The sequence below is a fragment of the Rahnella selenatireducens genome (assembly GCF_046449555.1).
Classification (GTDB): domain Bacteria; phylum Pseudomonadota; class Gammaproteobacteria; order Enterobacterales; family Enterobacteriaceae; genus Rahnella; species Rahnella selenatireducens.
The window spans coordinates 71,112-94,829 of the sequence record NZ_JBKEZJ010000007.1; the positions used below are offsets into that span (position 1 = coordinate 71,112).

The 23,718-nt window shown below is 53.9% G+C and carries 18 protein-coding genes; 14 read left to right on the forward strand and 4 right to left on the reverse strand.

What is annotated here, in order from left to right:
• Positions 1 to 94: 94 nt before the first annotated feature.
• Positions 95 to 1,054, forward strand: coding sequence for a universal stress protein UspE (gene uspE, locus ACLBVC_RS13300; protein WP_195815092.1), 960 nt, complete (start codon positions 95 to 97; stop codon positions 1,052 to 1,054).
• A 73-nt stretch (positions 1,055 to 1,127) separates the two neighbouring features.
• On the opposite strand, the gene pntB is transcribed toward uspE, so the two are convergent.
• Together pntB and pntA are read right to left on the reverse strand one after the other, a co-directional pair.
• On the reverse strand, positions 1,128 to 2,519 hold the full coding sequence (pntB, locus tag ACLBVC_RS13305) for a Re/Si-specific NAD(P)(+) transhydrogenase subunit beta (RefSeq protein ID WP_410149999.1): 1,392 nt from the start codon (positions 2,517 to 2,519) through the stop codon (positions 1,128 to 1,130).
• A 10-nt stretch (positions 2,520 to 2,529) separates the two neighbouring features.
• Positions 2,530 to 4,059: a Re/Si-specific NAD(P)(+) transhydrogenase subunit alpha gene (pntA, locus tag ACLBVC_RS13310; protein WP_410150166.1), complete on the reverse strand. Its 1,530-nt coding sequence runs from the start codon at positions 4,057 to 4,059 to the stop codon at positions 2,530 to 2,532.
• Positions 4,060 to 4,596: 537 nt separating this feature from the next.
• Between pntA and ydgH the strand changes: the two genes are divergently transcribed.
• Positions 4,597 to 5,550 carry a DUF1471 family protein YdgH gene (gene ydgH / locus ACLBVC_RS13315; protein ID WP_410150000.1) on the forward strand — a complete coding sequence of 318 codons (954 nt, stop codon included), beginning with the start codon at positions 4,597 to 4,599 and terminating at the stop codon, positions 5,548 to 5,550.
• A gap of 75 nt (positions 5,551 to 5,625) precedes the next feature.
• On the opposite strand, the gene ACLBVC_RS13320 is transcribed toward ydgH, so the two are convergent.
• Entirely contained in the window at positions 5,626 to 6,738 is a 1,113-nt protein-coding gene (locus ACLBVC_RS13320) for a dipeptidase (RefSeq protein WP_410150001.1), read from the reverse strand.
• A gap of 250 nt (positions 6,739 to 6,988) precedes the next feature.
• Between ACLBVC_RS13320 and ACLBVC_RS13325 the strand changes: the two genes are divergently transcribed.
• From ACLBVC_RS13325 to ACLBVC_RS13375, 11 genes are all read left to right on the forward strand, one after another.
• Positions 6,989 to 8,584, forward strand: a complete 1,596-nt coding sequence (locus tag ACLBVC_RS13325; RefSeq protein WP_410150002.1) for an ABC transporter substrate-binding protein — start codon at positions 6,989 to 6,991, stop codon at positions 8,582 to 8,584.
• Complete coding sequence (locus ACLBVC_RS13330; RefSeq protein ID WP_152326277.1) at positions 8,581 to 9,594, forward strand: ABC transporter permease; 1,014 nt, start codon at positions 8,581 to 8,583, stop codon at positions 9,592 to 9,594. The genes ACLBVC_RS13325 and ACLBVC_RS13330 overlap by 4 nt, the downstream gene beginning before the upstream one ends.
• A complete protein-coding gene (locus tag ACLBVC_RS13335; RefSeq protein ID WP_410150003.1) occupies positions 9,591 to 10,517 on the forward strand; it encodes an ABC transporter permease in 927 nt (308 codons plus the stop codon). The genes ACLBVC_RS13330 and ACLBVC_RS13335 overlap by 4 nt, the downstream gene beginning before the upstream one ends.
• Positions 10,517 to 11,347 carry an ABC transporter ATP-binding protein gene (locus ACLBVC_RS13340; RefSeq protein ID WP_410150167.1) on the forward strand — a complete coding sequence of 277 codons (831 nt, stop codon included), beginning with the start codon at positions 10,517 to 10,519 and terminating at the stop codon, positions 11,345 to 11,347. The genes ACLBVC_RS13335 and ACLBVC_RS13340 overlap by 1 nt, the downstream gene beginning before the upstream one ends.
• Positions 11,344 to 12,117 carry an ABC transporter ATP-binding protein gene (locus ACLBVC_RS13345; RefSeq protein WP_410150004.1) on the forward strand — a complete coding sequence of 258 codons (774 nt, stop codon included), beginning with the start codon at positions 11,344 to 11,346 and terminating at the stop codon, positions 12,115 to 12,117. The genes ACLBVC_RS13340 and ACLBVC_RS13345 overlap by 4 nt, the downstream gene beginning before the upstream one ends.
• A gap of 78 nt (positions 12,118 to 12,195) precedes the next feature.
• Positions 12,196 to 13,755, forward strand: a complete 1,560-nt coding sequence (locus tag ACLBVC_RS13350; protein ID WP_410150005.1) for a serine hydrolase domain-containing protein — start codon at positions 12,196 to 12,198, stop codon at positions 13,753 to 13,755.
• A gap of 359 nt (positions 13,756 to 14,114) precedes the next feature.
• Positions 14,115 to 16,115 (forward strand): formate-dependent uric acid utilization protein AegA, encoded by a 2,001-nt coding sequence (gene aegA, locus ACLBVC_RS13355; protein ID WP_410150006.1) that lies wholly within the window; start codon positions 14,115 to 14,117, stop codon positions 16,113 to 16,115.
• 397 nt (positions 16,116 to 16,512) lie between these two features.
• Positions 16,513 to 16,989 carry a GlcG/HbpS family heme-binding protein gene (locus ACLBVC_RS13360; protein ID WP_410150007.1) on the forward strand — a complete coding sequence of 159 codons (477 nt, stop codon included), beginning with the start codon at positions 16,513 to 16,515 and terminating at the stop codon, positions 16,987 to 16,989.
• Positions 16,990 to 17,063: 74 nt separating this feature from the next.
• On the forward strand, positions 17,064 to 17,618 hold the full coding sequence (locus ACLBVC_RS13365) for a sugar dehydrogenase complex small subunit (protein ID WP_410150008.1): 555 nt from the start codon (positions 17,064 to 17,066) through the stop codon (positions 17,616 to 17,618).
• The gene (locus tag ACLBVC_RS13370) at positions 17,611 to 19,215 is read left to right on the forward strand and encodes a GMC family oxidoreductase (RefSeq protein ID WP_410150009.1); all 1,605 of its coding nucleotides are present in this window, start codon (positions 17,611 to 17,613) and stop codon (positions 19,213 to 19,215) included. Before ACLBVC_RS13365 ends, ACLBVC_RS13370 begins: the two co-directional genes overlap by 8 nt.
• A 22-nt stretch (positions 19,216 to 19,237) precedes the next feature.
• Positions 19,238 to 20,557 (forward strand): c-type cytochrome, encoded by a 1,320-nt coding sequence (locus tag ACLBVC_RS13375; RefSeq protein WP_410150010.1) that lies wholly within the window; start codon positions 19,238 to 19,240, stop codon positions 20,555 to 20,557.
• Positions 20,558 to 20,612: 55 nt separating this feature from the next.
• Here ACLBVC_RS13375 and ACLBVC_RS13380 read toward each other — a convergent pair whose 3' ends face one another.
• Positions 20,613 to 21,719, reverse strand: a complete 1,107-nt coding sequence (locus ACLBVC_RS13380) for a GGDEF domain-containing protein (protein ID WP_410150011.1) — start codon at positions 21,717 to 21,719, stop codon at positions 20,613 to 20,615.
• 272 nt (positions 21,720 to 21,991) lie between these two features.
• Between ACLBVC_RS13380 and dauA the strand changes: the two genes are divergently transcribed.
• Complete coding sequence (dauA, locus tag ACLBVC_RS13385; protein WP_410150012.1) at positions 21,992 to 23,659, forward strand: C4-dicarboxylic acid transporter DauA; 1,668 nt, start codon at positions 21,992 to 21,994, stop codon at positions 23,657 to 23,659.
• Positions 23,660 to 23,718 lie beyond the last annotated feature (59 nt).

Here is a 23,718-nt window from a genome sequence, read left to right on the forward strand (position 1 = left end):
GACTCAATTTCTCCTCTGTCCGATTGCTTAATCTTGGTTTACTCTGTAGTTAATACACTGACCGCCGTTCTCTTACAGGTGTTAAGGAGTCCCCATGGCTAAGTATCAGAATTTACTGGTTGCTATAGACCCCAATCAGGATGACCAACCCGCACTGCGTCGTGCCGTTTATCTGGTGCAGCGCAACGGTGGCCGCATCAAAGCTTTCCTGTCCATTTATGACTTTTCGTACGAAATGACGACCATGCTTTCGCCGGATGAGCGAACCAGCATGCGCCAGAGCGTGATCAGCGAAAGAGAAGAATGGATCAAAGAGCAATGCCACTATTATGTCGACGCGGGCATTCCGATTGATGTGAAAGTCGTCTGGCATAACAAACCTTTTGAAGCGATTATTCAGGAGGTGATTTCCGGAAATCATGATTTGCTTCTGAAAATGGCCCATCAGCATGACCGTCTTGAATCCGTTATTTTCACTCCGACGGACTGGAATTTGCTGCGCAAATGCCCTTGCCCGGTCTGGATGGTGAAAGACCAGCCGTGGCCGGAAGGCGGTAAAGCAGTGGTTGCCGTTAACCTTTCCAGCGAAGAGCCTTATCACGATCCGCTCAACATCAAACTTGTGAAAGAGACCATTGAACTCGCCAGCCATGTGAATCAGACAGAAGTCCATTTGGTGGGGGCTTACCCGGTGACACCGATTAACATCGCCATCGAACTTCCCGATTTTGACCCGAGCGTTTACAACGACGCGATACGTGGCCAGCATCTGATTGCGATGAAAGCGCTACGCCAGAAATTCCAACTCGACGAAAAATTCACGCATGTGGAAAAAGGCCTGCCGGAAGAAGTCATTCCTGACCTTGCGGAACATCTGCAAGCGGGTGTTGTGGTGCTGGGATCTATCGGGCGTACCGGATTGTCTGCGGCGTTTCTGGGCAATACCACAGAACAGGTGATCGATCATCTGAAATGTGATTTGCTGGCCATTAAGCCCGATGATTTCGAGTGCCCGATTACGTCTGACGATGACGAAGAAGATGACGACGAATAACGTCTGAACAACGGATAAAACAAAGGCCAGTCAACAGACTGGCCTTTTTCATTACTGAATGACTGACGAAGAGTTACAGCGCGCGCAGAATTTTCTCTACGCTTTCTTTCGCATCACCAAACAGCATTTGCGTATTTTCTTTGAAGAACAGCGGGTTCTGTACCCCGGCATAACCGGTGTTCATTGAACGTTTAAATACGATAACGTTCTGCGCTTTCCACACTTCCAGCACTGGCATGCCGGCGATCGGGCTGCGCGGATCTTCCTGCGCGGCCGGGTTCACAGTGTCATTCGCACCGATAACCAGCACCACGTCGGTATCGCTAAAGTCGTCGTTGATCTCGTCCATTTCCAGCACGATGTCATACGGGACTTTTGCTTCAGCCAGGAGCACGTTCATGTGGCCTGGTAAACGTCCGGCCACCGGGTGAATACCAAAACGGACTTTGATACCTTTCGCACGCAGTTTAGCCGTGATGTCGTGTACAGGGTATTGCGCCTGCGCCACGGCCATGCCGTAGCCCGGGGTGATGATCACAGAGCTGGCGTTTTTCAGCATGTCAGCCACTTCTTCGGCTGACGCTTCATGGTATTCGCCCATTTCTTCTGCGTCACCGGTAGAAGAACCGTCAGTACCGAAACCACCGGCAATCACGCTGATGAACGAACGGTTCATCGCTTTACACATGATGTAGGACAGAATCGCACCGGAAGAACCTACCAGCGCACCGGTGACGATCAGCAGATCGTTGCTCAGCATGAAACCTGCGGCCGCCGCGGCCCAACCGGAATAAGAGTTCAGCATGGAAACCACCACCGGCATATCCGCACCGCCGATGGAAGAAACCAGATGCCAGCCGAAGCCCAGGGCGATAATGGTCATGATAAGCAGTGCCAGAACTTGCAGGCCAACGCTATCGGTACGAACGAACGTGACCATCAGCAGGAATGAAACGACCAGCGCTGCCAGATTCAGCTTGTGACGGTGCGGCAGTGCGAGCGGTTTGGAAGAGAAAATCCCGCGCAGTTTGCCAAACGCCACAATCGAACCGGTGAAGGTCACCGCACCGATGAAGATGCCGAGGAACACTTCGGTCAGATGGATGTTCTCCATCACGCCTTCCATCGGTACAGCGCCGTGATCCAGATAGCTGTTAAAGCCCACCAGAACCGCCGCCAGACCCACGAAGCTGTGAAGGATTGCCACCAGCTCAGGCATTTCAGTCATTTCGACTTTACGTGCCAGATATACGCCAATCGCACCACCAATCACCATCGCGACGATGATCCAGCCTACATTACCGGAGTCTGGCCCCAGAATGGTCGCGACAAGCGCGATAGCCATCCCGGTGACACCGAAAATATTACCTTGCTTAGATGTTTCATGTTTTGACAATCCCGCAAGGCTGCAAATAAACAGAATAGCGGCAACAATATATGCTGCTGTAACTAAACCCCCAGACATATGTTATTCCTTAGTTCTTACGAAACATCTTCAGCATGCGCTGAGTGACGGTGAATCCGCCGAAAATATTGATACTGGCAATCAGAACGGCAACAAAGGACAGGAAACTGACCCAACCGCCATGACCGATTTGCAGCACGGCACCCACCACGATGATCCCTGAAATGGCGTTAGTGACCGACATTAACGGGGTATGCAACGCATGACTGACGTTCCAGACCACGTAATAACCGACCACGCAGGACAGCGCGAAAACGGTAAAGTGGGACAGGAACTCTTTCGGAGCAACATTCGCCAGCCAGCCAAACAGCACGATGGCGACGGCCATGATGATGTATTTAGTCCACGGATTAGCCGGTTTTGCTTCGGCTTTTACTACCGGTTCTGCGGCTTTGGCTGCCTGGGGCTGCGCTGAAACCTGAATCGGTGGCGCAGGCCAGGTTACTTCGCCGGTTTTCACCACGGTCACGCCGCGCACAACGGTATCTTCGAAATCAATTTCGATTACACCGTTTTTCTCTTTGCACAGCAGTTTCAGCAGGTTAACCAGGTTAGTGCCGTACAATTGCGAAGACTGTGTTGGCAGACGGCTTGGCAGATCGGTATAACCGATGATCTTCACACCGTTTTCGGTGGTCGTGATTTTGTCTGCAACGGTCAGCTCGCAGTTACCGCCGGTTTGCGCCGCCAGATCAACAATCACGCTGCCCGGTTTCATGGAAGCAACCATTTCTTTAGTGATGAGCTTGGGTGCCGGGCGGCCCGGGATCAGCGCGGTAGTCACGATGATATCCACTTCTTCAGCCTGAGCCGCAAACAGCGCCATTTCCGCTTTGATGAACGCTTCGGACATCACTTTCGCGTAGCCGTCACCGCTGCCCGCTTCTTCTTCGAAGTCCAGTTCCAGGAACTCAGCACCCATACTTTGTACCTGCTCCTTAACTTCAGGGCGGGTATCAAACGCACGAACGATGGCACCGAGGCTGCCTGCTGCACCGATGGCAGCAAGGCCAGCCACGCCAGCACCGATAATCATGACTTTTGCAGGCGGAACTTTACCGGCGGCGGTGATTTGCCCGGTGAAGAAACGGCCAAATTCATGCGCAGCTTCAACAATCGCACGGTAACCTGCGATGTTAGCCATCGAGCTCAGGGCATCCAGAGATTGCGCGCGAGAAATACGTGGCACAGAATCCATCGCCATCGCCGTCACCTGACGGTCGGCCAATTTTTGGATCAATTCAGGATTTTGTGCAGGCCAGATAAAGCTGACCAGCGTACTTCCTGCCTGTAATTTGTCAATTTCATCGTTTTCAGGCGCATTCACCTTCAAAACGATATCTGATTGCCATACATCATCGCCAGTGACGACCGAGGCTCCCGCTTCTTCATACGCGGAATCTTCAAAGCTGGCTAACTTACCGGCACCCTGTTCGATAGCCACCGTGAAGCCGAGTTTGAGCAACTGTTCCACCGTCTTCGGCGTGGCTGCAACCCTGGCTTCATTGGTCAACCGCTCTTTTGGTACACCAATACGCATAGTATTCCCTTCACCCTTTTCATTGATGATTTGTGTCATCGACATAACAATTCAATTACCAGCCTGTCGGTTATATAAACGACCGAAAATCTGTTTTTGCAGGCTGGGTATAACCTACTGAATATCTAATCAATAATCTACGTATCGCAGCGATAGTCAGACAATTAATAATAAAAAAATTGATATGGTCCGCAAACCTGCTGCAAACCGTGAGAAACAAGCCTTTATTTCACCTGAAAATCCTATTTATACCGGATCAATCACTCAGGAAAGTCTCACTCTACCCCGCCCGGCGCGGGCATAAAAGTTAGAAAATAGTGAATAATTAACATTTATTTCACCACTTGGTTTATTCATCAAACTTATATAAGTTAATGGCAGCAAAAAAAGAGGTGTGTTATCTCGATACCGCTCGCATTATTGCCATAAATTGCTGAGACACTCAGCATTGTTACATGCAATAATCGGCCGCTAACCTGTTACACATCAAGAATTCAGCTCGTTTCAACATTACAGCGCAAGGTGAAAGGATTTTTTATGAAGCTGACAAAAACGATCATCGCATCGGCCCTGTTTTCTATTTCTGCGCTGTCCGCAGCACATGCCGCGCAGGAAATTAGCCCGCAGAAAGCAGCAGCCATCAAGCCTTTTGATCGCATTGTTATTACCGGGCGATTTAACACGCTGGGCGACGCGTCTGACGCTGTCTCCCGCCGTGCCGATACGCTGGGTGCAGATTATTTTTATATTCAAGATACCAATACCACTAACAATAGCGGTAACTGGCGCGTAGTTGCAGATATCTATAAAAAAGATGCGCCTGAAGTCAGCAATGACCCGCACTACCGTGTGATTAACGGCGTTGTAGAGCTTCCGAAAGATGTCGCCTATGGCCTGGAGCCTTTTGACACTGTGACTGTCAGCGGTTTCTTCCGCAGCCAGCCAGACGTTAATGATGCCATCACGACAGCAGCGAAACAGAAAGGGGCTTACTCCTTCTTCATCGTGCGCCAGATTGATGCCAACAGCGGCGGTAACCAGTACATCACTGCGTTCATTTATAAGAAAGATGCACCAAAACGCGTAGTTCAGTCTCCGGATGCCATTCCTGCTGATTCCGAAGCAGGTAAAGCCGCGCTGGCAGCTGGCGGTGCAGCAGCGGCGAAAGTGGAAATCCCGGGTGTGGCTTCTTCCGGTAGCCCAAGCCGTGATGTTGGCCGTTTCTTCGAAACGCAATCATCTACCGGCAAACGTTACACTGTCACAGCAACTAACGGTGCTAAAATTCAGGAAGTGAACGACGTCACCGCCGCTCAGATGGTTCCGTTTGATTCCACAACCTTCACCGGCCACTTCAACAGCACTACGGACGTTTCACAGGAAGTGGCGAACCGTGCTGCGGCGAAAGGCGCGAAGTTCTACCATATTACCCGTCAGTGGCAGAACAAAAGCGGCGGCAACCTGACCGTGAGCGCAGACTTCTTCAAATAAGTCTGATTAACGCTACGATGCAAAAGGCAGCCTTTCGGGGCTGCCTTTTTACTTTATGCCACTTCCTGAGTCGCGCTATTGTCCCCAGGTTCTTTCCAGAACGTTTACCCAGTTTTTGTAGCAAATCTTCTCCAGCAGCGCCTGCCCGTAACCCGCTTCACGCAGCGCATTCACCAACACCGGCAACCCGCGCACATCGGACATAAACGGCGCCATCGATGCGCCATCAAAATCCGAGCCAAAGCCCACGTTGTCTTCTCCCAGATGTTCCACCAGATAATCCACGTGGCGCACCATAATGTCGGTGCCGGTGTCGTCGCTTCTTTTGCCGTCTTCACGCAGGAACGGCACGGCAAAGTTCAGCCCGACGAAACCGTTGCTCTCTTTGATAGCAGCCAGCTGTTTGTCAGTCAGATTGCGTGACTGCGGGCAGATGCTGAACGCGTTGGAATGGCTGGCGACCAGCGGGGCATCGTTGAGTCCGGCAATCTGCCAGAACCCTTTTTCATTCAGATGCGACAGATCAATCATGATGCGTTTTTGGTTACAGGCTTTCACCAACCTGACGCCCGCCTCCGTTAGCCCCGGCCCGGTATCCGGTGAGGTCTGGTATTTAAATGGCACGCCATGACCGAAGATATTCGGACGACTCCAGACCGGACCGAGAGATCTCAGCCCCATGCTGTACAACACGTCCAGATTGTATAAATCCTCATCGATCGCTTCCGCACCTTCGATATGCATAACCACAGCTAATGCACGGTTATCGATAGACTGACGGATTTCCTGCGCCGTGCGGCAAATTTTCACCTTCCCTTGCGACTGTTCTTCAATTCTGAGCAAAAACGCCATCATCCCGAATGTGATATCGCGTGCAAAATCGAAAGAAGGTGTCGGAGAAAAATCAGGATGTTTTTGAGTACCTTCCACAAGGAATCGCGTGTCGACTGAGCGATCAGGCACGCTATTTGCAAGATCAGTGTCTGGAGTGGGTACCCACGCGGCAAACAGTCCGCCGGCAAAGCCCGCTTCACGACAGCGCGGCAGGTCTAATTGTCCGCTGGCGGGTCCCTGAAGGAATGCGCGTTCAGGATTTTGACGATGTTCTTTCCAAAGCTGTAGCAAAACATCGTTATGTCCATCAAATACCGGCATTAATTCTTCAGTTCCGTGCGCTACGTTATTCATAAAAAAGGTCTACCTTTGATTAAGCATGACTAAGACAACGGAGATTTGCTCAGACGAAGTGCATCACCTGCGAACGATTGCACCAACGAAGAACAAACACAGTACGCTTCAGATTAGTTTTTTCGATACGAAACGTCGACAGGTGCAAAGCAACGTTTTTTCATTTAAGCCAGTTGCCTGAGTTTAAGTCAAGGGTCTGACAACGTAATTTTTAATTTTACTTTTATATATCAACACGATGGGAGTAGTTATGGTTACCAGGCGTCAATTTGTTACCGGTTTTTCCGCAATACCTGTGCTGTCATACCTTAAATTTGATGCCGTGTTTGCGGCCACGCCCGCCTCGATACTGGTGATGGCAATCCAACTCGACATCATTACCAGCCTTGACCCGCATGAAAGCTTCGAGTCCGTGGGCAGCGAAATTACCGGCAATATGTATCAGCAACTGGTGAAACCCAAGCTGGCTTCCCCTGATGAAATCGAAGGCGATCTGGCCCTGTCATGGACCGCTTCTGACGATAAAAAAACCTTTACCTTCAAACTGGATCCGAAAGCTAAATGGGCCGACGGCAAACCGGTTACCGCTGAAGATGCCGCTTTCTCCCTGCAACGCGTGGTCAAACTAGATAAAAGCCCGGCCTACATCATCAACCAGTTTGGTTATACCAAAGACAATGTCGACACCCTGATTACTGCACCAGACACCGAAACTCTGGTGATTCAAACCGCTGAACCCGCTTCCGAATCTTTCCTTTTATATTGCCTGACCGCCAACGTTGGCAGCATAGTGCAGAAATCCGCCTGTCTGGCGAATCAGGTCGGTGAGGATCTGGGTAACGCCTGGCTGAAGAAAAACAGCGCCGGTTCCGGTGCCTTCAAACTGCGCGACTGGAAAGTCAGCGAATCCGTCATTCTCGAAAGTAACAAGTACAACCCGCACGCGGGTAAAATCCAGCGCATCATCATGCGCCATATCGTTGACCCTTCTGCACAGCTGTTAATGCTGCAAAAAGGCGATATTGATATCGCACGTAACCTGACGACCGAACAGCTGCGTCCGCTGATGAACGACAAAAACTTCACGCTGGTACGCAAAGGTATCGCCGGGACTTATATGCTCTCCGCCAATACCGCACACCCCAACCTCGCGAAACCGCAGGTCTGGCAGGCGCTGAAATGGGCGGTTGATTACGAAAATATTCAGCAGCATATCGTGCCGCTCACTCACAAAATCCATCAGAGTTTCCTGCCTGAAGGTTTCCCGGCTGCCGTGAATACCATCATGTACAAACGAGATGTGGCAAAAGCCAAAGCGTTGCTGGCAGAAGCCGGTTTCCCGAATGGTTTTGAGATCACGCTCGATCACTATTCCGCCTCACCTTCTTCTGACATCGTGCAGGCATTACAAGCTAACCTCGCCGAAGTCGGAATAAAAGTGACGTTGCTCGCGGCTGAAAGCCGTCAGGTGCTGACCAAAATGCGCGCCCGCCAGCAGCAACTGGCGCTGACCCAATGGGGCGCGGATTACTTTGACCCGAACTCTAATGCCGAAGCATTTTGCAGCAATCCGGATAACACCGATTCTGCGAAAAGCCGCACGCTGGCCTGGCGTTGCAGCTGGCAGGATAAATCAATTTCTGATCTAAGCACGAAAGCGCTGAAAGAATCTGATCCGGCCACCCGCATCAAGCTCTATGAAGAATTGCAGACCAAACATATGGAAAACAGTCCGTTTATCATCATGCTGCAACCGACTATGACCGCCGCCTGCCGTAACGTGATTTCCGGTGTAGTATTGACTGTAATGAGCACCAGCCCTTACGAGAAGGTTGTTAAAGCGTGAGCAAGAGACTCAATGGATTTCTGAGTACCTGCATCAGCGTTTGTCTTACTTTGTTTGGTCTGTCGGTGGTGACTTTCTTTATCGGTCGCGTTATGCCGACGGACCCGGTTCTGGCTGCGGTGGGCGACAATGCACCGCAGGCAGTCGTCGAACGGGTTCGTCATGAAATGGGGCTGGATCAGCCCCTCTGGATGCAGTTCTTTCATTACATCAGTCAGGTCTTTCACGGTGATTTAGGCCGGTCTGCCCTGACGTCCAATCTGGTCACTACGGATATCGCACGTTTCTTCCCGGCCACGCTCGAGCTGGCCACGGCGGCGATTATTATTGCGGCAATCGTCGGCATTCCGCTGGGCGTCTGGGCGGCAACGCGTCAGGGAAGCTGGATTGACCAGACCATCCGCGTGGTGTGTCTGGCTGGTCACTCCCTGCCGGTCTTTGTGCTCGCGCTGCTCAGCCTGCTGATTTTCTACTCCGCATTAGGCATCGCGCCCGGCCCGGGCCGTCAGGACATCATCTATCAAGACATGATCCCGCAGGTCACCGGTTTACTGACAGTTGATTCGCTGATCGCCGGGGATATGGGTGCATTTTGGGATGCGCTGGCGCACATGGCTCAGCCGGTTCTGATCCTCGCGTATTTCAGCATGGCCTACATCACCCGTATGACCCGGACCTTCATGCTCAACGCGCTCGGTGGCGAATACGTCATCACCGCCCGCGCCAAAGGGCTGTCGGCGCAGCGCGTCATCTGGAAACACGCATTTCCGACCGTAGGCGTACAGCTTATTACCGTTCTGGCCCTGACTTACGCCGGTTTACTCGAAGGTGCAGTGGTCACTGAAAACGTCTTCTCGTGGCCGGGCCTCGGGCAATATCTCACCGTGTCATTGATGAACGCCGATATGAATCCGGTCATCGGCTCTACGTTGCTGATTGGCGCCATTTACGTGCTGCTTAACCTGCTGGCCGACCTTCTCTACCGACTATTGGATCCCCGCGTAACATGAGCATTTTACCTGTCACATCGCAACCCCGCGCAGGCAGCCGTGCCTGGCTGCTGGCGGATACGCCGCACACCCGCACGCAGGCGGTCTGGGGGCGCAGATACCGTATCTGGCTCGGCCTGCGCAAAAATCCACTGGCGATCACCGGCCTGTTTACCGTACTGGTGGTTCTGCTGATTTCAATCTGTGCGCCGTGGCTGACCAGCTATGATCCGGGTGCGCAGGATCTGGCGCACCGTCTGGCGAAACCGTCGTCCCTGCACTGGCTCGGCACCGATGAGCTGGGGCGCGACACGCTGAGCCGCATTCTGTACGGCGGACGCATCACGCTCGGCATGGTGATTATCGTCGTGGCAATTGTCGCGCCGGTTGGCCTGCTGATCGGCTGTGTCGCGGGTTACGCCGGAGGATTGCTGGATCGCATTCTGATGCGCATCACCGACATTTTTCTGGCCTTCCCGCGTCTGATTCTGGCGCTGGCTTTCGTGGCGGCACTCAGGCCCGGCATCGAAAGCGCCATTCTCGCCATCGCCCTCACTGCCTGGCCGCCGTATGCCCGTCTGGCACGTGCCGAAACCATGCAGGTTCGTGGCACGGATTACATTGCTGCCTGCCGTCTGACCGGTGCGACCCCCGCCCGCATTGTGCTGCGCCACATTATGCCGCTGTGCGTGCCGAGTCTGGTCGTGCGCATCACGCTGGACATGAGCTCGATTATCATCACCGCCGCCAGCCTCGGATTTTTGGGCATGGGCGCACAACCGCCATCGCCGGAATGGGGCGCGATGATTGCGACCGCACGCCGTTTCCTGTTCAGCGAATGGTGGGTGCCACTGATCCCGGCGATTGCCATTTTCGTGACTTCTCTGGCGTTTAACTTCCTCGGCGACGGGCTTCGCGACGTCCTCGATCCTAAGGAGAAATGATGCTGGTTGATATCAAAGATCTGCATATTACCTTCCAGACCAACAGCGGCAGTTTTGATGCCGTTCGCGGCGTTTCGCTCTCTCTGGGCAAGGAAAAGTTCGGCATCGTGGGCGAAAGCGGTTCGGGGAAATCGCTGACCGCGCGCTGTCTGATGAACCTGTTGCCGTCCAGCGCGAAATGCCGCGCGGAAACGCTCTCTTTCGACGGCATTGATCTGCGTAATGCCAGTGAAAAACAGATGCGCCAGATACGCGGAAAGCGCGTCGGCTTTATCCTTCAGGATCCGAAATACTCGCTCAATCCGGTGATGCCGGTGGGCAAACAGGTGGCCGAAGCGTGGCAGACGCACAAAGGTGGCACGAACAAACAGGCGATGAATGCCGCCATTGAACTGCTTGATCAGGTGAAAATCCGTGAGCCGCATAAAGTGGCACAACGTTACGCGCATGAAGTGTCCGGCGGTATGGGCCAGCGCATCATGATTGCCATGATGCTGGCACCGGATCCTGAACTGATGATTGCCGACGAACCCACCAGCGCGCTCGATGCCACCGTTCAGGCGGAAATTCTGCGTTTGCTGGATGACCTGGTGTCCAGCCGCGGAATGGGTCTGATTCTGATCAGCCACGATTTGCCGCTGGTCTCCAAATTCTGTGACCGCGTGGCGGTGATGTACGCGGGGCGCATCGTCGAAACGTTACAGGCTGGTGATCTTCTGAAAGCCCAACATCCTTACACGCGCGGGCTGCTGGAATGCCTGCCGTCGCTGAAACATCCGCGTGACAGATTGCCAGTGCTGGTGCGTGATGAAGCCTGGAAAACCTCATGACTGTAGAATCTCCTTCTTTAGATAACAGCAAAATCATCCTCAATAACCTGCGCATTGCGTTCGGCGATACGGAAGTGGTCAAAGGCGTCAGCTTCAGCGTGGCTCCCGGCGAATGCTTTGGCATTGTCGGCGAAAGCGGCTCGGGAAAATCCACGATTTTGCGCGCGCTGGCCGGGCTGAATCGGTCGTGGTCAGGTGAAATGGTGATTGGCGGCGAAGACCAGATGCCGGTGCGGCAAAAGCGATTTTTTCGTCGTGTGCAGATGGTTTTTCAGGATCCGTACGGCTCGCTGCACCCGCGCCAGACCATCGACCGCATTCTGAGTGAACCACTGATCGTCCACGGTTTCCTGAATATCGAAAAACGAATCGCGGACGCCCTGACCGAAGTTGGCCTTCCGCAGGCGGTGCGTTTTCGTTTCCCGCACCAGCTTTCCGGCGGACAGCGCCAGCGCGTGGCAATTGCGCGGGCGATGATTTCAGAACCGGAAATCCTGCTGCTTGACGAACCCACGTCGGCGCTGGACGTTTCGGTTCAGGCCGAAATTCTTAACCTGCTGAGCGATCTGCGTGAGCGCCGGAAACTGACGTATATTCTGGTCAGCCACAATCTGGCCGTCGTAGCGCATCTTTGCACCAGCATCGGCGTCATGATTGGTGGTGAAATGGTCGAGCTTCTGAGTGCAGACGATTTGCGGACAGGCAACGTCACCCATCCGCACACAGCAGAGTTAAGATCGTTAAGTCTCAGTTTAGAGGAGCCCGAATAGCCCTGGCGGCGGTTTCGGTTACCACGGGCAGTCTGGGCTGCCCATCTTATTCACTGTTAGACAATTTAGGAGATGTTAATGACATCCACCGCACAGTCTGCTTTACAGTGGCAGGCGGCTGAAACGACAGCAAAACGCATCACTGAAAAATGGAATAAACCCGGTGAACCGGGTGGCGCGATCACCTTTTTTGACAGCAAAACGCTGCGCGGTTACGCCACCGGCGGTCTGTCGAATCTGACGACCACAGAACCTTTCAGCGTTGATTCCGTCGTGCGTTATGCCTCCGTCACCAAACATATTTTTGCCACCCTCGCACTGCTCCGCAGTGATGCAGGACTTTCCCTCAGCGATACCCTCGGCCAGTATTTACCCCAGCTAAAAGCCCCGATGGCACAAGTCACAATAGGCCAGGCGCTGGACATGACCGGCGGTTTGCCGGACGTGCGTGAAACCTTATCGCTGCTGGGCGTATCGGTTTATAACGTCAGCGAAGCCGGGACAATCATGAATTTTCTGGCGCAGGACGGCGCGCTGAATTTCCCGGCGGGTACCGAGATTTCTTACAGCAATACCGGATACCGGATGGTTGAAGAGATCCTGAAACAAAAAGGCATCCTGTTCGAAGACCTGCTGCAAAAGCATATCGCGCAACCGCTGGACATTGCTTTCCACGCGCCGGAAACCTGGTTTGATATCGTCCACGGGCTGGTGCCAGGCTACTGGCAGGACGCGACCGGCTGGAAAACCGCCGTCGCCGGACTGCACCTTTCCGCGTCCGGCAGTCTGACCGGCAGCGTACGTTCGCTGACCGTGTGGCTGCAAAGCCTACTCAGCAATACCGGTCCCGGCGCGGGCGTGCTGCAAACGCTCACGGAACCGCGTTATCTGAACGGTGATATTCCGTCGGCTTACGGGCTGGGCACCACATCTTCCAAAATCGGCGATCATACAGTTTACGGCCACGGTGGTTCACATGCCGGCTACAAAACCTATTTTCTGTTGCATCCTGAGCTGGACGTCGGCGTGGCGCTGGTTTCCAACCGCGAAGACACCACCGCGTACACTCACGCGCTGGAGGTGATGTCCGCCTTGCTCGCGGCCCCCTTACCGCCGCGCAGCCACGCGCTGCCGGACGGTCTCTACGCCAGCACCGCCGAGCCTTACTGGCTGAAAGTCAGCAATGGCACCGCCAGTTATCTCGGTTCTGCCGACAACTTATATCAGGGCGCAGATGCGGAGGAAGCCATTACGCTTTCCGCACATATGCCGATGCGTCTGCGCTGGGACGGCAAAGCCATTCAGGGCGAAATCGGACACGCACCGCGTTATTTCACGCCTGTAGAACCCAATGACTGCCTGAAGATGGTTCAGGGACGCTGGTACCATCCCGAATCCAAAGCTGCGTTTGATATCGAAGGCGATGAGCTCAGGATTGGAGTTGGCACTTTACGCGCCTGCGGACAACTGACGTCGCTCGGCGCGGGACGCCTGCTGGTCGAACTCCCCGACGGGCCGTGGAAGAAAAACTTCTGTCTCTACTTTCAGGGTTACAGCGTCCGGCTTATTTCAAACCGCAGTCGCGTGCTGAATTTCCGTCGTGACGAATGCCGTATCAGCTGGCCGACGACGAAATAAATCGGTCCGTTCCGCCGCTCCGCGTTAACCGGTTATTCCGGGTCAATGCGGGGCGGCGGCAAGCTCGGTGAAGGATTTCCCCCGACGTTAACCCCACTTAAAAACCTGTACAAATGCCTGTTCCTGACAGGAAAACCCGTGCTGACGTCCAATTGAAAATTCCTTTAAAATCTGGATGTGAAATTACCCTTTATTAATTTGTGGTTAATTGCCAAAGCTGAAACGTTTACAGCTGTAAAATGTGACTCCGCCCGCAAAACCCGACGTTTACCCCTCTTATTCTTTTTAAATTAAAACCCCGGGCACATAAATAGTTCCTGCTTTCAGTTCACACCGAAGGCCGGGCTGAGACGCGAAAAATGAATCAATTTGTCCTTGCCCACCCGCAAGATTGTATCGGCTGCAGGGCCTGTGAAGTGGCCTGCGTTCTATCGCACAATGAGCAACATTACCCGTCAAAAGACACGTTTTTACCGCGCATTCACGTCATACGGAATGACACTTTCAGCAATGCCGTGCTGTGCCGTCACTGTGAAGAAGCCCCGTGCGTTAGCGTCTGTCCGACACAGGCGATGGTTTACCGTGACAACAGCATTCAGTTGCTGGAAGAAAAATGCATCGGTTGTAAAACCTGCTTGATTGCCTGCCCGTTTGGCGCGCTGGATATTATCGGGTATTCCGAAAATCCTGTTACGTCACAGGCAACCGTACAAAAATGCGATCTTTGCACTGGCAATCCGGCCGGTCAGGCTTGTGTTAATGCCTGCCCGACGCAGGCGTTGCATCTGATGACAGAACAGTCGTTGCGGCAAAATCGCACCAGCAAACAGCGGCTTTCCGCACTGGCCGAATTCAGTCACCGTCCAGCCCCAAGCGTGCGCGCGACAGAAACTGTGTTCGCCAGCGCGCTTAACCCGCCGCGTCTGGACGCCATCCGGATCGCACTCACTGAGCGTAAGAACACGTTCAACGAGATCTACCGCCGCTTTACGCCTGAACAGGCGCAGGAACAGTCAGCGCGCTGCATTCAGTGCAGTGACCACCCTTTCTGTGCCTGGATCTGCCCGCTGCACAACGACATTCCCGCCCTGATGTCGCTGGTCAAAGAAGGCAAAATTCTCGAAGCCGCCGAACTGTCTCACCGCACCAGCAGCCTGCCGGAAATCTGTGGTCGAGTTTGCCCGCAGGATCGGTTATGCGAAGGCTCCTGTACGTTGAAAAAATCGGGTTCTGCCAGTGTCGGAAACATCGAACGTTTCATCACCGACACCGCGCTGGCGATGGGCTGGAAACCGGACTTATCTGCGGTGAAACCACGTGATTACCGCGTTGCTATTGTGGGCGCAGGGCCTGCGGGGCTGGGGTGTGCAGACATCCTGGCGCGTAGCGGGGTCAGCACGGTAGTGTTTGATCGTCACCCGGAAATCGGCGGGCTGCTGACGTTCGGTATTCCGGCATTTAAGCTCGATAAGCAAGTGCTGGCGAAGCGTAGGGAGATTTTCACTGACATGGGCATTGAGTTTCGTCTGAACAGTGAAATCGGCACGGATACCGGCGTTGCGGATTTGCTCAAAGAATTTGACGCTGTTTTTCTCGGCGTCGGGACATATCAGCCGATGAAAGCCGGGCTGGAGCACGAAGACGCAGCGGGCGTGTTCAGCGCCCTGCCGTTTTTGATTGCCAATGCCAAACACCTGATGCACTTGCCGGAACTGCCGCACGAGCCGTATATCAGCATGAGAGGCCAGCGCGTGGTGGTTCTGGGCGGTGGCGATACAGCGATGGATTGCCTGCGGACGTCTTTGCGACAGGAGGCGGCCAGCGTGATCTGCGCTTATCGTCGTGACGAAAAAAATATGCCCGGCTCGAAAAAAGAGGTGAAAAATGCGCGCGAGGAAGGCGCGGAATTCCAGTTCAACGTTCAGCCGGTCAGTATCGAACTGGATCCGCAGGACCATGTGTGCGGGATCCGCCTGTTACGTACCGCGCCTGGAGCGCCGGATGCCAGCGGACGGCGGCGACCAGAGCCGATCCCCGGTTCTGAATTTTTGCTCGAGGCCGATGCCATTATTATGGCGTTCGGATCCCAGCCTCACGTCATGCCGTGGCTGAATGAACTGGCCGTCGCGCGTGATTCTGCCGGGCGTCTGGTCACGTCGCACGCGGGAGCTTTCCCGTATCAGACCAGCCATCCGCAGATTTTTGCCGGAGGCGATGCGGTGCGCGGCGCAGATCTGGTAGTGACTGCGATGGACGACGGGAGGCAGGCGGCAAGCAGCATTATCGCCTGGCTGGAAAAACGGAGTAAAACTACTACGAACCGCTCGCCGGAAGACCCGCTGCGAAAACTGACGCACTAGAAAACCAGTGCGTTCGTCATCCCAAAACCTCCCTTTCGGGAGGTTTTTTGTTAATCAGATCACACTTCATTAATACAAATGGATCATGTGGTACATAAAAGCACAAAATGCTCACCCCTTGTTCTGCAAGGCTTGCAAGCCCGATTGGGTTAAAAAAAGCTCACAAATTCCCTGTAAAAATTAGTTGCCAGCCGCAACCGTCACTTCTGCTAGTTTGTTAATTGAATTAACATCCACGAAACAAAAAGCAATAACACTTCACTCGCTGTGGCATTAAGAAGCATCGAAAATGCTCGATCCGGCACGGTTAGCTGCTTTTAACTTATTTATTTTTAGCAATTTTATTTCAAAACACTTTCAAGACAATGTTGTTGCTACTGTTACAAGGGATGAGTCTATGTCTGTAAAAAAACACACCGCTAAAGCACTACTTTGCGTCACCTCACTGCTGTTTTCTGCCGCAACAGCCTTCGCTGCTGAGCATCCTCAGCTCGATAACGCTCAGGCTGCAAAAGTGATCGACAGCGTGAAATCCACACTAACCGAACAGCACAGCACCGGTTGCGTTGCCATTGTTGATTCATCTGGTTCATTACTGGCATTCCAGCGCCTCGACGGTTCTCCGGCGGGTTGTGTCGATGCGTCAATCGGTAAAGCCCGCACCTCGGCGCTGTATCACGCGCCGTCGCTGAAATTCATGCAGCGTCTGGCCGGTGGCGAAACGACGGTGCTGGCGATCCCGCACGCGGTTGCGCTGGGCGGCGGTTTTCCGCTGACCCTGAACGGCGAAGTGGTGGGTGCCGTGGGCGTCAGCACACCGAAACAGGATATTGATAACCAGTCTTCTGAAAAAGCGGCCAGCGTCCTGAAATAACAGGCACTTTTCTACAATTATTCTTGTTGACGGTCACGCCCGTGGCCGTTTCAGAACGTATACGGAATTTCAGCATGATCAATCTCTCTCGCCGCCGGATGGTTCTCGGCACCGCGGGCGTGCTGGCTGCGGGTTTTGGCAGCCAGCTGCTTGGCGGTGGCGTATTTACCTCACTGGCGCTTGCCGCACCACCGCTGGCTTCAGCCATCACCATGCCTGCCGAATTTATGACGCTGTCGAAACTGCTAACCGGTATGGAAACGCTGGAACCGCATCTCGGCCAGGCGCTCTACAGCTGGCTGCACGATAAGCAACTTGATGCCCAGCTCGACGCCCTTTCCGCGCTGCTCACCGCGCATGACGGCGTCGTCGGCGATGATCTGCATCAGCTGCTGGCACAGCAGCCAGCGGGACTGGCGCAACTCTACCAGCAACTGGTCAGCGGCTGGTATCTCGGCGTGGTCGGCCAGCCCGGCAGCCAGAAATGCATCGGATTCGAAAACATCGTCAGCTATCAGCTGCTGAAAAATAATTTGCTGCCGCCAAGCTACGCGCCGGGCGAGCCGAATTTCTGGGTTAACAAACCTGCCACAACGCAACAAAATTCCCCGGAGGTCACTCATGGCTGATGCGCTGAATGCTGACGTCGTCGTCATTGGTGCCGGTATCGCCGGTTCCCTCGCCGCGCTGAAAATGGTGAAAGCCGGTGTTTCCGTGCTGATGCTGGATTCCGGCCCGGTAATTAAGCGTGACGAGGCCGTCGAACTGTTTCGTCAGTCGCCGCTGAAAGGCGATTTCACCGAACCCTATCCGCCAAAACCCTGGGCGCCGCAACCGAAATTCCAGCCAAAAGATAACAACTATCTGATTCAGAAAGGCCCGGATTTGTATGCCGCACAATACCTGCGTGGCGTCGGCGGCACGACCTGGCATTGGGCGGGACAGGCGTTTCGTTTATTGCCGAACGACATGAAAATCAAAACGCTGTATGGCATCGGGCGCGACTGGCCTATCAGTTACGAGGATCTGGAACCTTATTACACCGAAGCCGAAATTCAGATGGGTGTGTCTGGTGACGATGCGCTGGATTCCCCGCGTTCGCAGCCGTACCCTCTGCCGGGCATTCCCCTGCCTTACGGTTTTGACCGCATCAGCAAACGTATTGCCAAACTGGGCTACGTGCTGGGCATCGGCCCGCAGGCGCGCAACAGTATTCCTTACGATGGCCGCCCTGCCTGCTGTGGTAACAATAACTGCATGCCGGTCTGCCCGATTGATGCGCAATACCACGGCGGGATTTCCGCCCGTAAAGCCATCGAAGCCGGTGTCCGCGTGATTGCCAATGCCGTGGTGTACAAGATTGAAGCCAGCGACAACGGCGAGATTGTGGCCGTGCATTATCTCGATGCCGACAAAGTCACGCACAAAGTCACCGGTAAGCGTTTCGTTCTGACCGCCAACGGTATCGAAAGCCCTAAATTGCTGCTGATGTCCACCAGTGATAAATATCCGGACGGCATCGCCAACAGTTCCGGCATGGTCGGCCGTAACCTGATGGATCACCCCGGCACCTCTGTAGAATTTTATGCCGATGAACCGGTGTATTTCGGCCGTGGCCCGATGCGTCCGGGCAGTATCAATAACCTGCGCGACGGTGAATTCCGCCGCGACCGTTCCGCGTTACGTATCGACGTCGCCAATACGTCCCCGGTGCGTTATCTCACTGAACGGCTGGTGCGTCAGGGCTATTACGGTAAAGCACTGAACGACAAACTGGCGTTCCAGTCCGAGCGTTTTATCCAGCTGAAATGCCTGCTGGAAATGCTGCCGGAGCCGGAAAACCGCGTCGTGCTCAGTAAAACTGAGAAAGACAAATGGGGAATTCCGCGTCTGGAAGTCCACTATAAATTCCCGGAATACGTGCATCGCGGGTATGACCAGTCAATGCTCGATTTCCAGAAGATCGTCAAAGAGATGGGCGGTACCGAGGTGGTGTACAGCAAGCGTGGCGTTTACGACAACAACCAGCACATCACCGGCACCATGATTATGGGCAGCGATCCGACGGATTCTGTGGTGGATGGCGACTGTCGGACGCATGACCACCCGAATCTGTTCATTGCCGGCACCGGCATTATGCCGTCGGCCTCCACGGTGAACTCCACGCTGTCCGGTACAGCACTGGCATTACGCATGGCGGACACGGTGCTGAAAAGCCTGGCCTGATTGATTTTCTGAGGACTGAGCAATGAAAATGAAATTCATGCTGGCGATGCTGCCGTTAGTGGCAGCGACCGGCGCCTGGGCGGATGACGCCTCCGGTAATGCAGAACTTATCAAACGCGGTGAATATCTGGCGACTGCCGGTGACTGCACCGCGTGCCATACGGCGCCCGGTGCGGATAAAACCGCGAAATTTGGCGGCGGGTATCCGCTGGCCTCGCCTTTCGGGGTGATTTACGGCACCAATATTTCTTCCGATAAAGAATTTGGTATCGGCAGCTGGACGGATGATGAGTTCGTGCGTGCGGTGCGTGAAGGTGTAGGCAAAAACGGGCAGCAGCTGTATCCGGCAATGCCATATGACTCTTTCACCAGGATGAAACGCGACGACGTGCTGGCGGTGAAAGCTTATCTGATGTCCCTGCCTGCTGTGCATTCCGCCGGGCCGCAAACCGATTTGTCCTTCCCGTTCAACCAGCGCTGGGGCATGCGCGTGTGGAAGTTATTTAACTTCGACAAAGGCGAGCTGAAAAACGATCCGTCTAAATCTGCGGACTGGAACCGTGGCGCTTATCTGGTGGAAGCGCTTGAACACTGCGGCACCTGCCACACGCCGCGCACGCTGACCATGGGCATGGACACCGACAAAGCTTTTTCCGGCGGTGATTTAGGTTCCTGGGTGGCATTTAACATCACGCCGGACAAAAACGCCGGGATTGGCACCTGGTCGCAACAGGAACTGGTGACGTACCTGAAAACCGGTTTTGTGGCCGGGAAAGCGTCAGCATCCGGTGCGATGGGTGAAGCTATCGAGCATAGTCTGCAACATCTGTCCGACAGCGACCTGAACGCGATCGCGACCTATATCCGTTCCGTTCCGGCTATTGGTGACGACAAGCAGACTAAACCGCGTGATGCCTGGGGCCAGCAGAATCAGGATGTTTATCCTCTGCGCGCCGAAGGCCAGACAGTGAATGAATCTGCCGCCGCGCTGTTTAATGCCAGCTGCGCAGCCTGTCACGGTAAAGGCGGCGCGGGCAGCGGCGAAGGGTTCCATGCCTATCCGTCGCTGTTCAGCCACACCAGCACCGGTTCTTATGACAGCCGTAATCAGGTTTCGGTGATCTTAAATGGCGTCCAGCGCCATATGGATAAAGGCGAGATCATGATGCCGTCGTTCGCAAACCAGCTGAATGATGAGCAGATTGCGACGCTGAGCAATTATGTCAGCACGCAGTTTGGTAATCCGGCAGGCGCAACGGTGACGGCGAAAGAGGTGGCGAAGATGCGTAAAGATGCGGATCTGAGTTACCCGCCGAAAATAGAAGAAGGCACGCAGAAGTAGCGGCAAACAGTAAGTCACCGTGAACAGGTAAACAAGGAGCCATAAAGGCTCCTTTTTACATTCGGTGCGGGTGGCGTTTAGCGCCGAGTGCGGCCAGCGTCAGGATGGAACTGGCTACGACACAGTTTTTTCCTTTCCGTTTTGCCTCATATAACGAAAGATCGGCCAGTTTCAGCGATTTACGGATAATCATACCCGGTAAATACAACGACACACCCAGTGACACTGTCACTCTCAGCGTGCGGCCATCTTCGAGAATGATCACACAATCCTCCACTTCCTTGCGGATGCGTTCAGCAATCGCCAGCAACCTGGCGGAATCATAGGCTGACGTCATCACCAGAAACTCCTCGCCGCCATAACGCCCGGCAAAATCTTCGTTGCGCGTCAGGTGACGTAATAAACGTCCTACCTCAATTAATACCCGATCCCCCACCTGATGGCCGAGCGTGTCATTGACCCGTTTGAAGTTATCAATATCCAGCAAAATTAATCCGCAGGCTTCACGCTGGATTTGCCGTTGCGCCAGCCAGTAATCCAGACTGGCGCGGTTATTAATTTGCGTCAGCTCGTCGGTGGCAGCCTTCACCCGGGTGACGAAAACTTTATTCATATAGATTTCTTTATAATTCAGCGCGTGATAACAAAGGATCATGCAGCAGGCGGCAATCGCCTGATAAAACATCAGCTCAGTCCACGGTACCTGAATACCATGAATACCGGAGACCAGTGCCAGCCGGCAAATACCGATCAGCACGATGGTAATATACAGTTCTCGATGTTTGCGCCTTCTCCAGACACGAAATAAAAACAGTGTGCCGAGAATAATGGCGATAAACAGATTATTGAGCGTAAACATCCCGCTGAAGAAAAATGCCACCACAAAACTGCACAATCCGCTGAGCCATCCACCGAAAAATGTCACTAAAATCATAGGTAACATTTCAAAACTGAACGATAAATTGTCAGTCAGGACTAACTGATTGCCGCGCAGATACAGTGCGGTGATCCCCGCGACCAGACCAAACGCCAGCCGTTTCCAGTGGGAGCCTTTAAAGTTAAAGGGTTCGCTGCGACTCAGTACAAAAAAACTGATTGAGAGCGTGGCGTAAGTAACGCATATATCCGCATACAAACTTCCCAGAGACAATATATCCGGCATGGTCAACGGTGCCCTCTCACGCTTTCCCTATCCGATTAACGCGTATTCACTTAAATATAGATGATGAATGCGTGCGTCGTAGCCTGCTGTTAAATATCTGGTGGCACGTCACATTGCCAATAATCCTGCTGTTATGCGCGTTACGCTCCTTTGTGCTTACAAGCCTTGATTTATGTCTACACGGTAATACCCAAAACGGCGTATTCTAGGGTTTTTCCGGTATTAAAATACTGGGTTCTCTTTCATTCTTTTCGCCAGGTGGTTTACGCCTTATGAATACCTCAGGAAGACGCCATGTCAGGCTTTTCAGCGCCCTGACAGACGCCTGTTTTCGTGAAAAATATACGTTTCAACGCTTACTTAAAGATGCCATTGCGGGTGTCACGGTCGGAATTATCGCGATTCCTCTGGCAATGGCACTGGCGATTGCCAGCGGAGTTCCGCCGCAGTACGGGCTGTATACTTCGGCAATCGCGGGCCTTATTATCGCCATTTTCGGTGGATCGCGTTTCAGCGTTTCCGGCCCCACGGCAGCATTTGTCGTTATTCTCTATCCGGTTTCGCAGCAGTTTGGTTTGTCGGGCTTATTGCTGGCGACGCTGATGTCCGGGTTTATTCTGCTGCTGATGGGCCTCGCGCGTTTTGGCCGCTTAATCGAATACATTCCCCTGCCGGTGACGCTCGGCTTTACGTCGGGTATTGCAATTACCATCGGGACAATGCAGTTCAAGGATTTCTTTGGGCTGACGATGGCGAGCGTGCCGGAGCATTACCTCAGTAAAGTCGCGGCGCTGGTAATGGCGCTGCCGACGCTGGATATCGGCGATGCAGCAATTGGCATCGTCACACTCGGCGTGCTGATTCTATGGCCGAAACTCGGGCTGCGCGTCCCCGGACATCTGCCTGCGCTGCTGGCCGGTTGCGCCGTCATGGCGATATTCATGCAGGCCGGACATCCGGTTGCCACCATCGGTTCGCGTTTTCATTTTCTCTTGCCAGACGGCACTCAGGGCAACGGAATTCCGCCGATTCTGCCGCAGTTCGCACTGCCGTGGACACAGCCTGACGGCAGCGGTCTGAGCTGGTCACTGGTTCAGGCATTGCTGCCCGCCGCATTTTCGATGGCGATGCTCGGTGCAATTGAATCCCTGCTGTGCGCTGTGGTACTCGACGGCATGACCGGCAAAAAACACCATTCGGACAATGAGCTGATCGGTCAGGGTATTGGCAATATGGTCAGCCCGTTCTTTGGCGGTATTACGGCCACGGCGGCCATTGCACGCTCGGCGGCAAACGTGCGTGCCGGTGCGACATCGCCGGTTTCCGCCATTATCCACTCGCTGCTGGTCATTCTTGCCCTGCTCATTCTTGCCCCGCTGCTTTCCTGGCTTCCGCTGGCGGCAATGGCGGCACTGCTGCTGATGGTGGCGTGGAATATGAGTGAAGCGCATAAAGTGGTGGATTTACTGCGCCGCGCGCCGAAAGACGACATTCTGGTGATGCTGACCTGCATGAGCCTGACAGTGTTGTTCGATATGGTGATTGCGATTACGGCCGGGATTGTGATGGCTTCGCTGCTGTTTATGCGCCGCATTGCACGGCTGACGCGCCTGACTGAAGTTGCCGTCGAAATACCGGATAACACGCTGGTTCTGCGCGTCAACGGGCCGTTATTCTTCGCCGCCGCCGAACGCATTTTCAGCGAACTTCAGGCGCGTGCCGAAGGCAAAAAAGTGATCGTCCTGCTGTGGGATCGCGTCGCCGTTCTGGATGCTGGCGGCGTTAATGCTTTACGTCACTTTATCGACGCCCTGCCGGAAGATACGGAGCTGCGCATTGCCGAGGTTCCCTTCCAGCCCCTGAAAACTCTCGCCCGGGCCCGAATGCATCCGGTCGAAGGTCGTCTGAGTTTTCACGGAAATCTGGCAGACGCGCTGTAAGTTTTCAAAACATCTGTTTCAGAAACATCAAAGGCGACCCGACGGTCGCCTTTTTACTG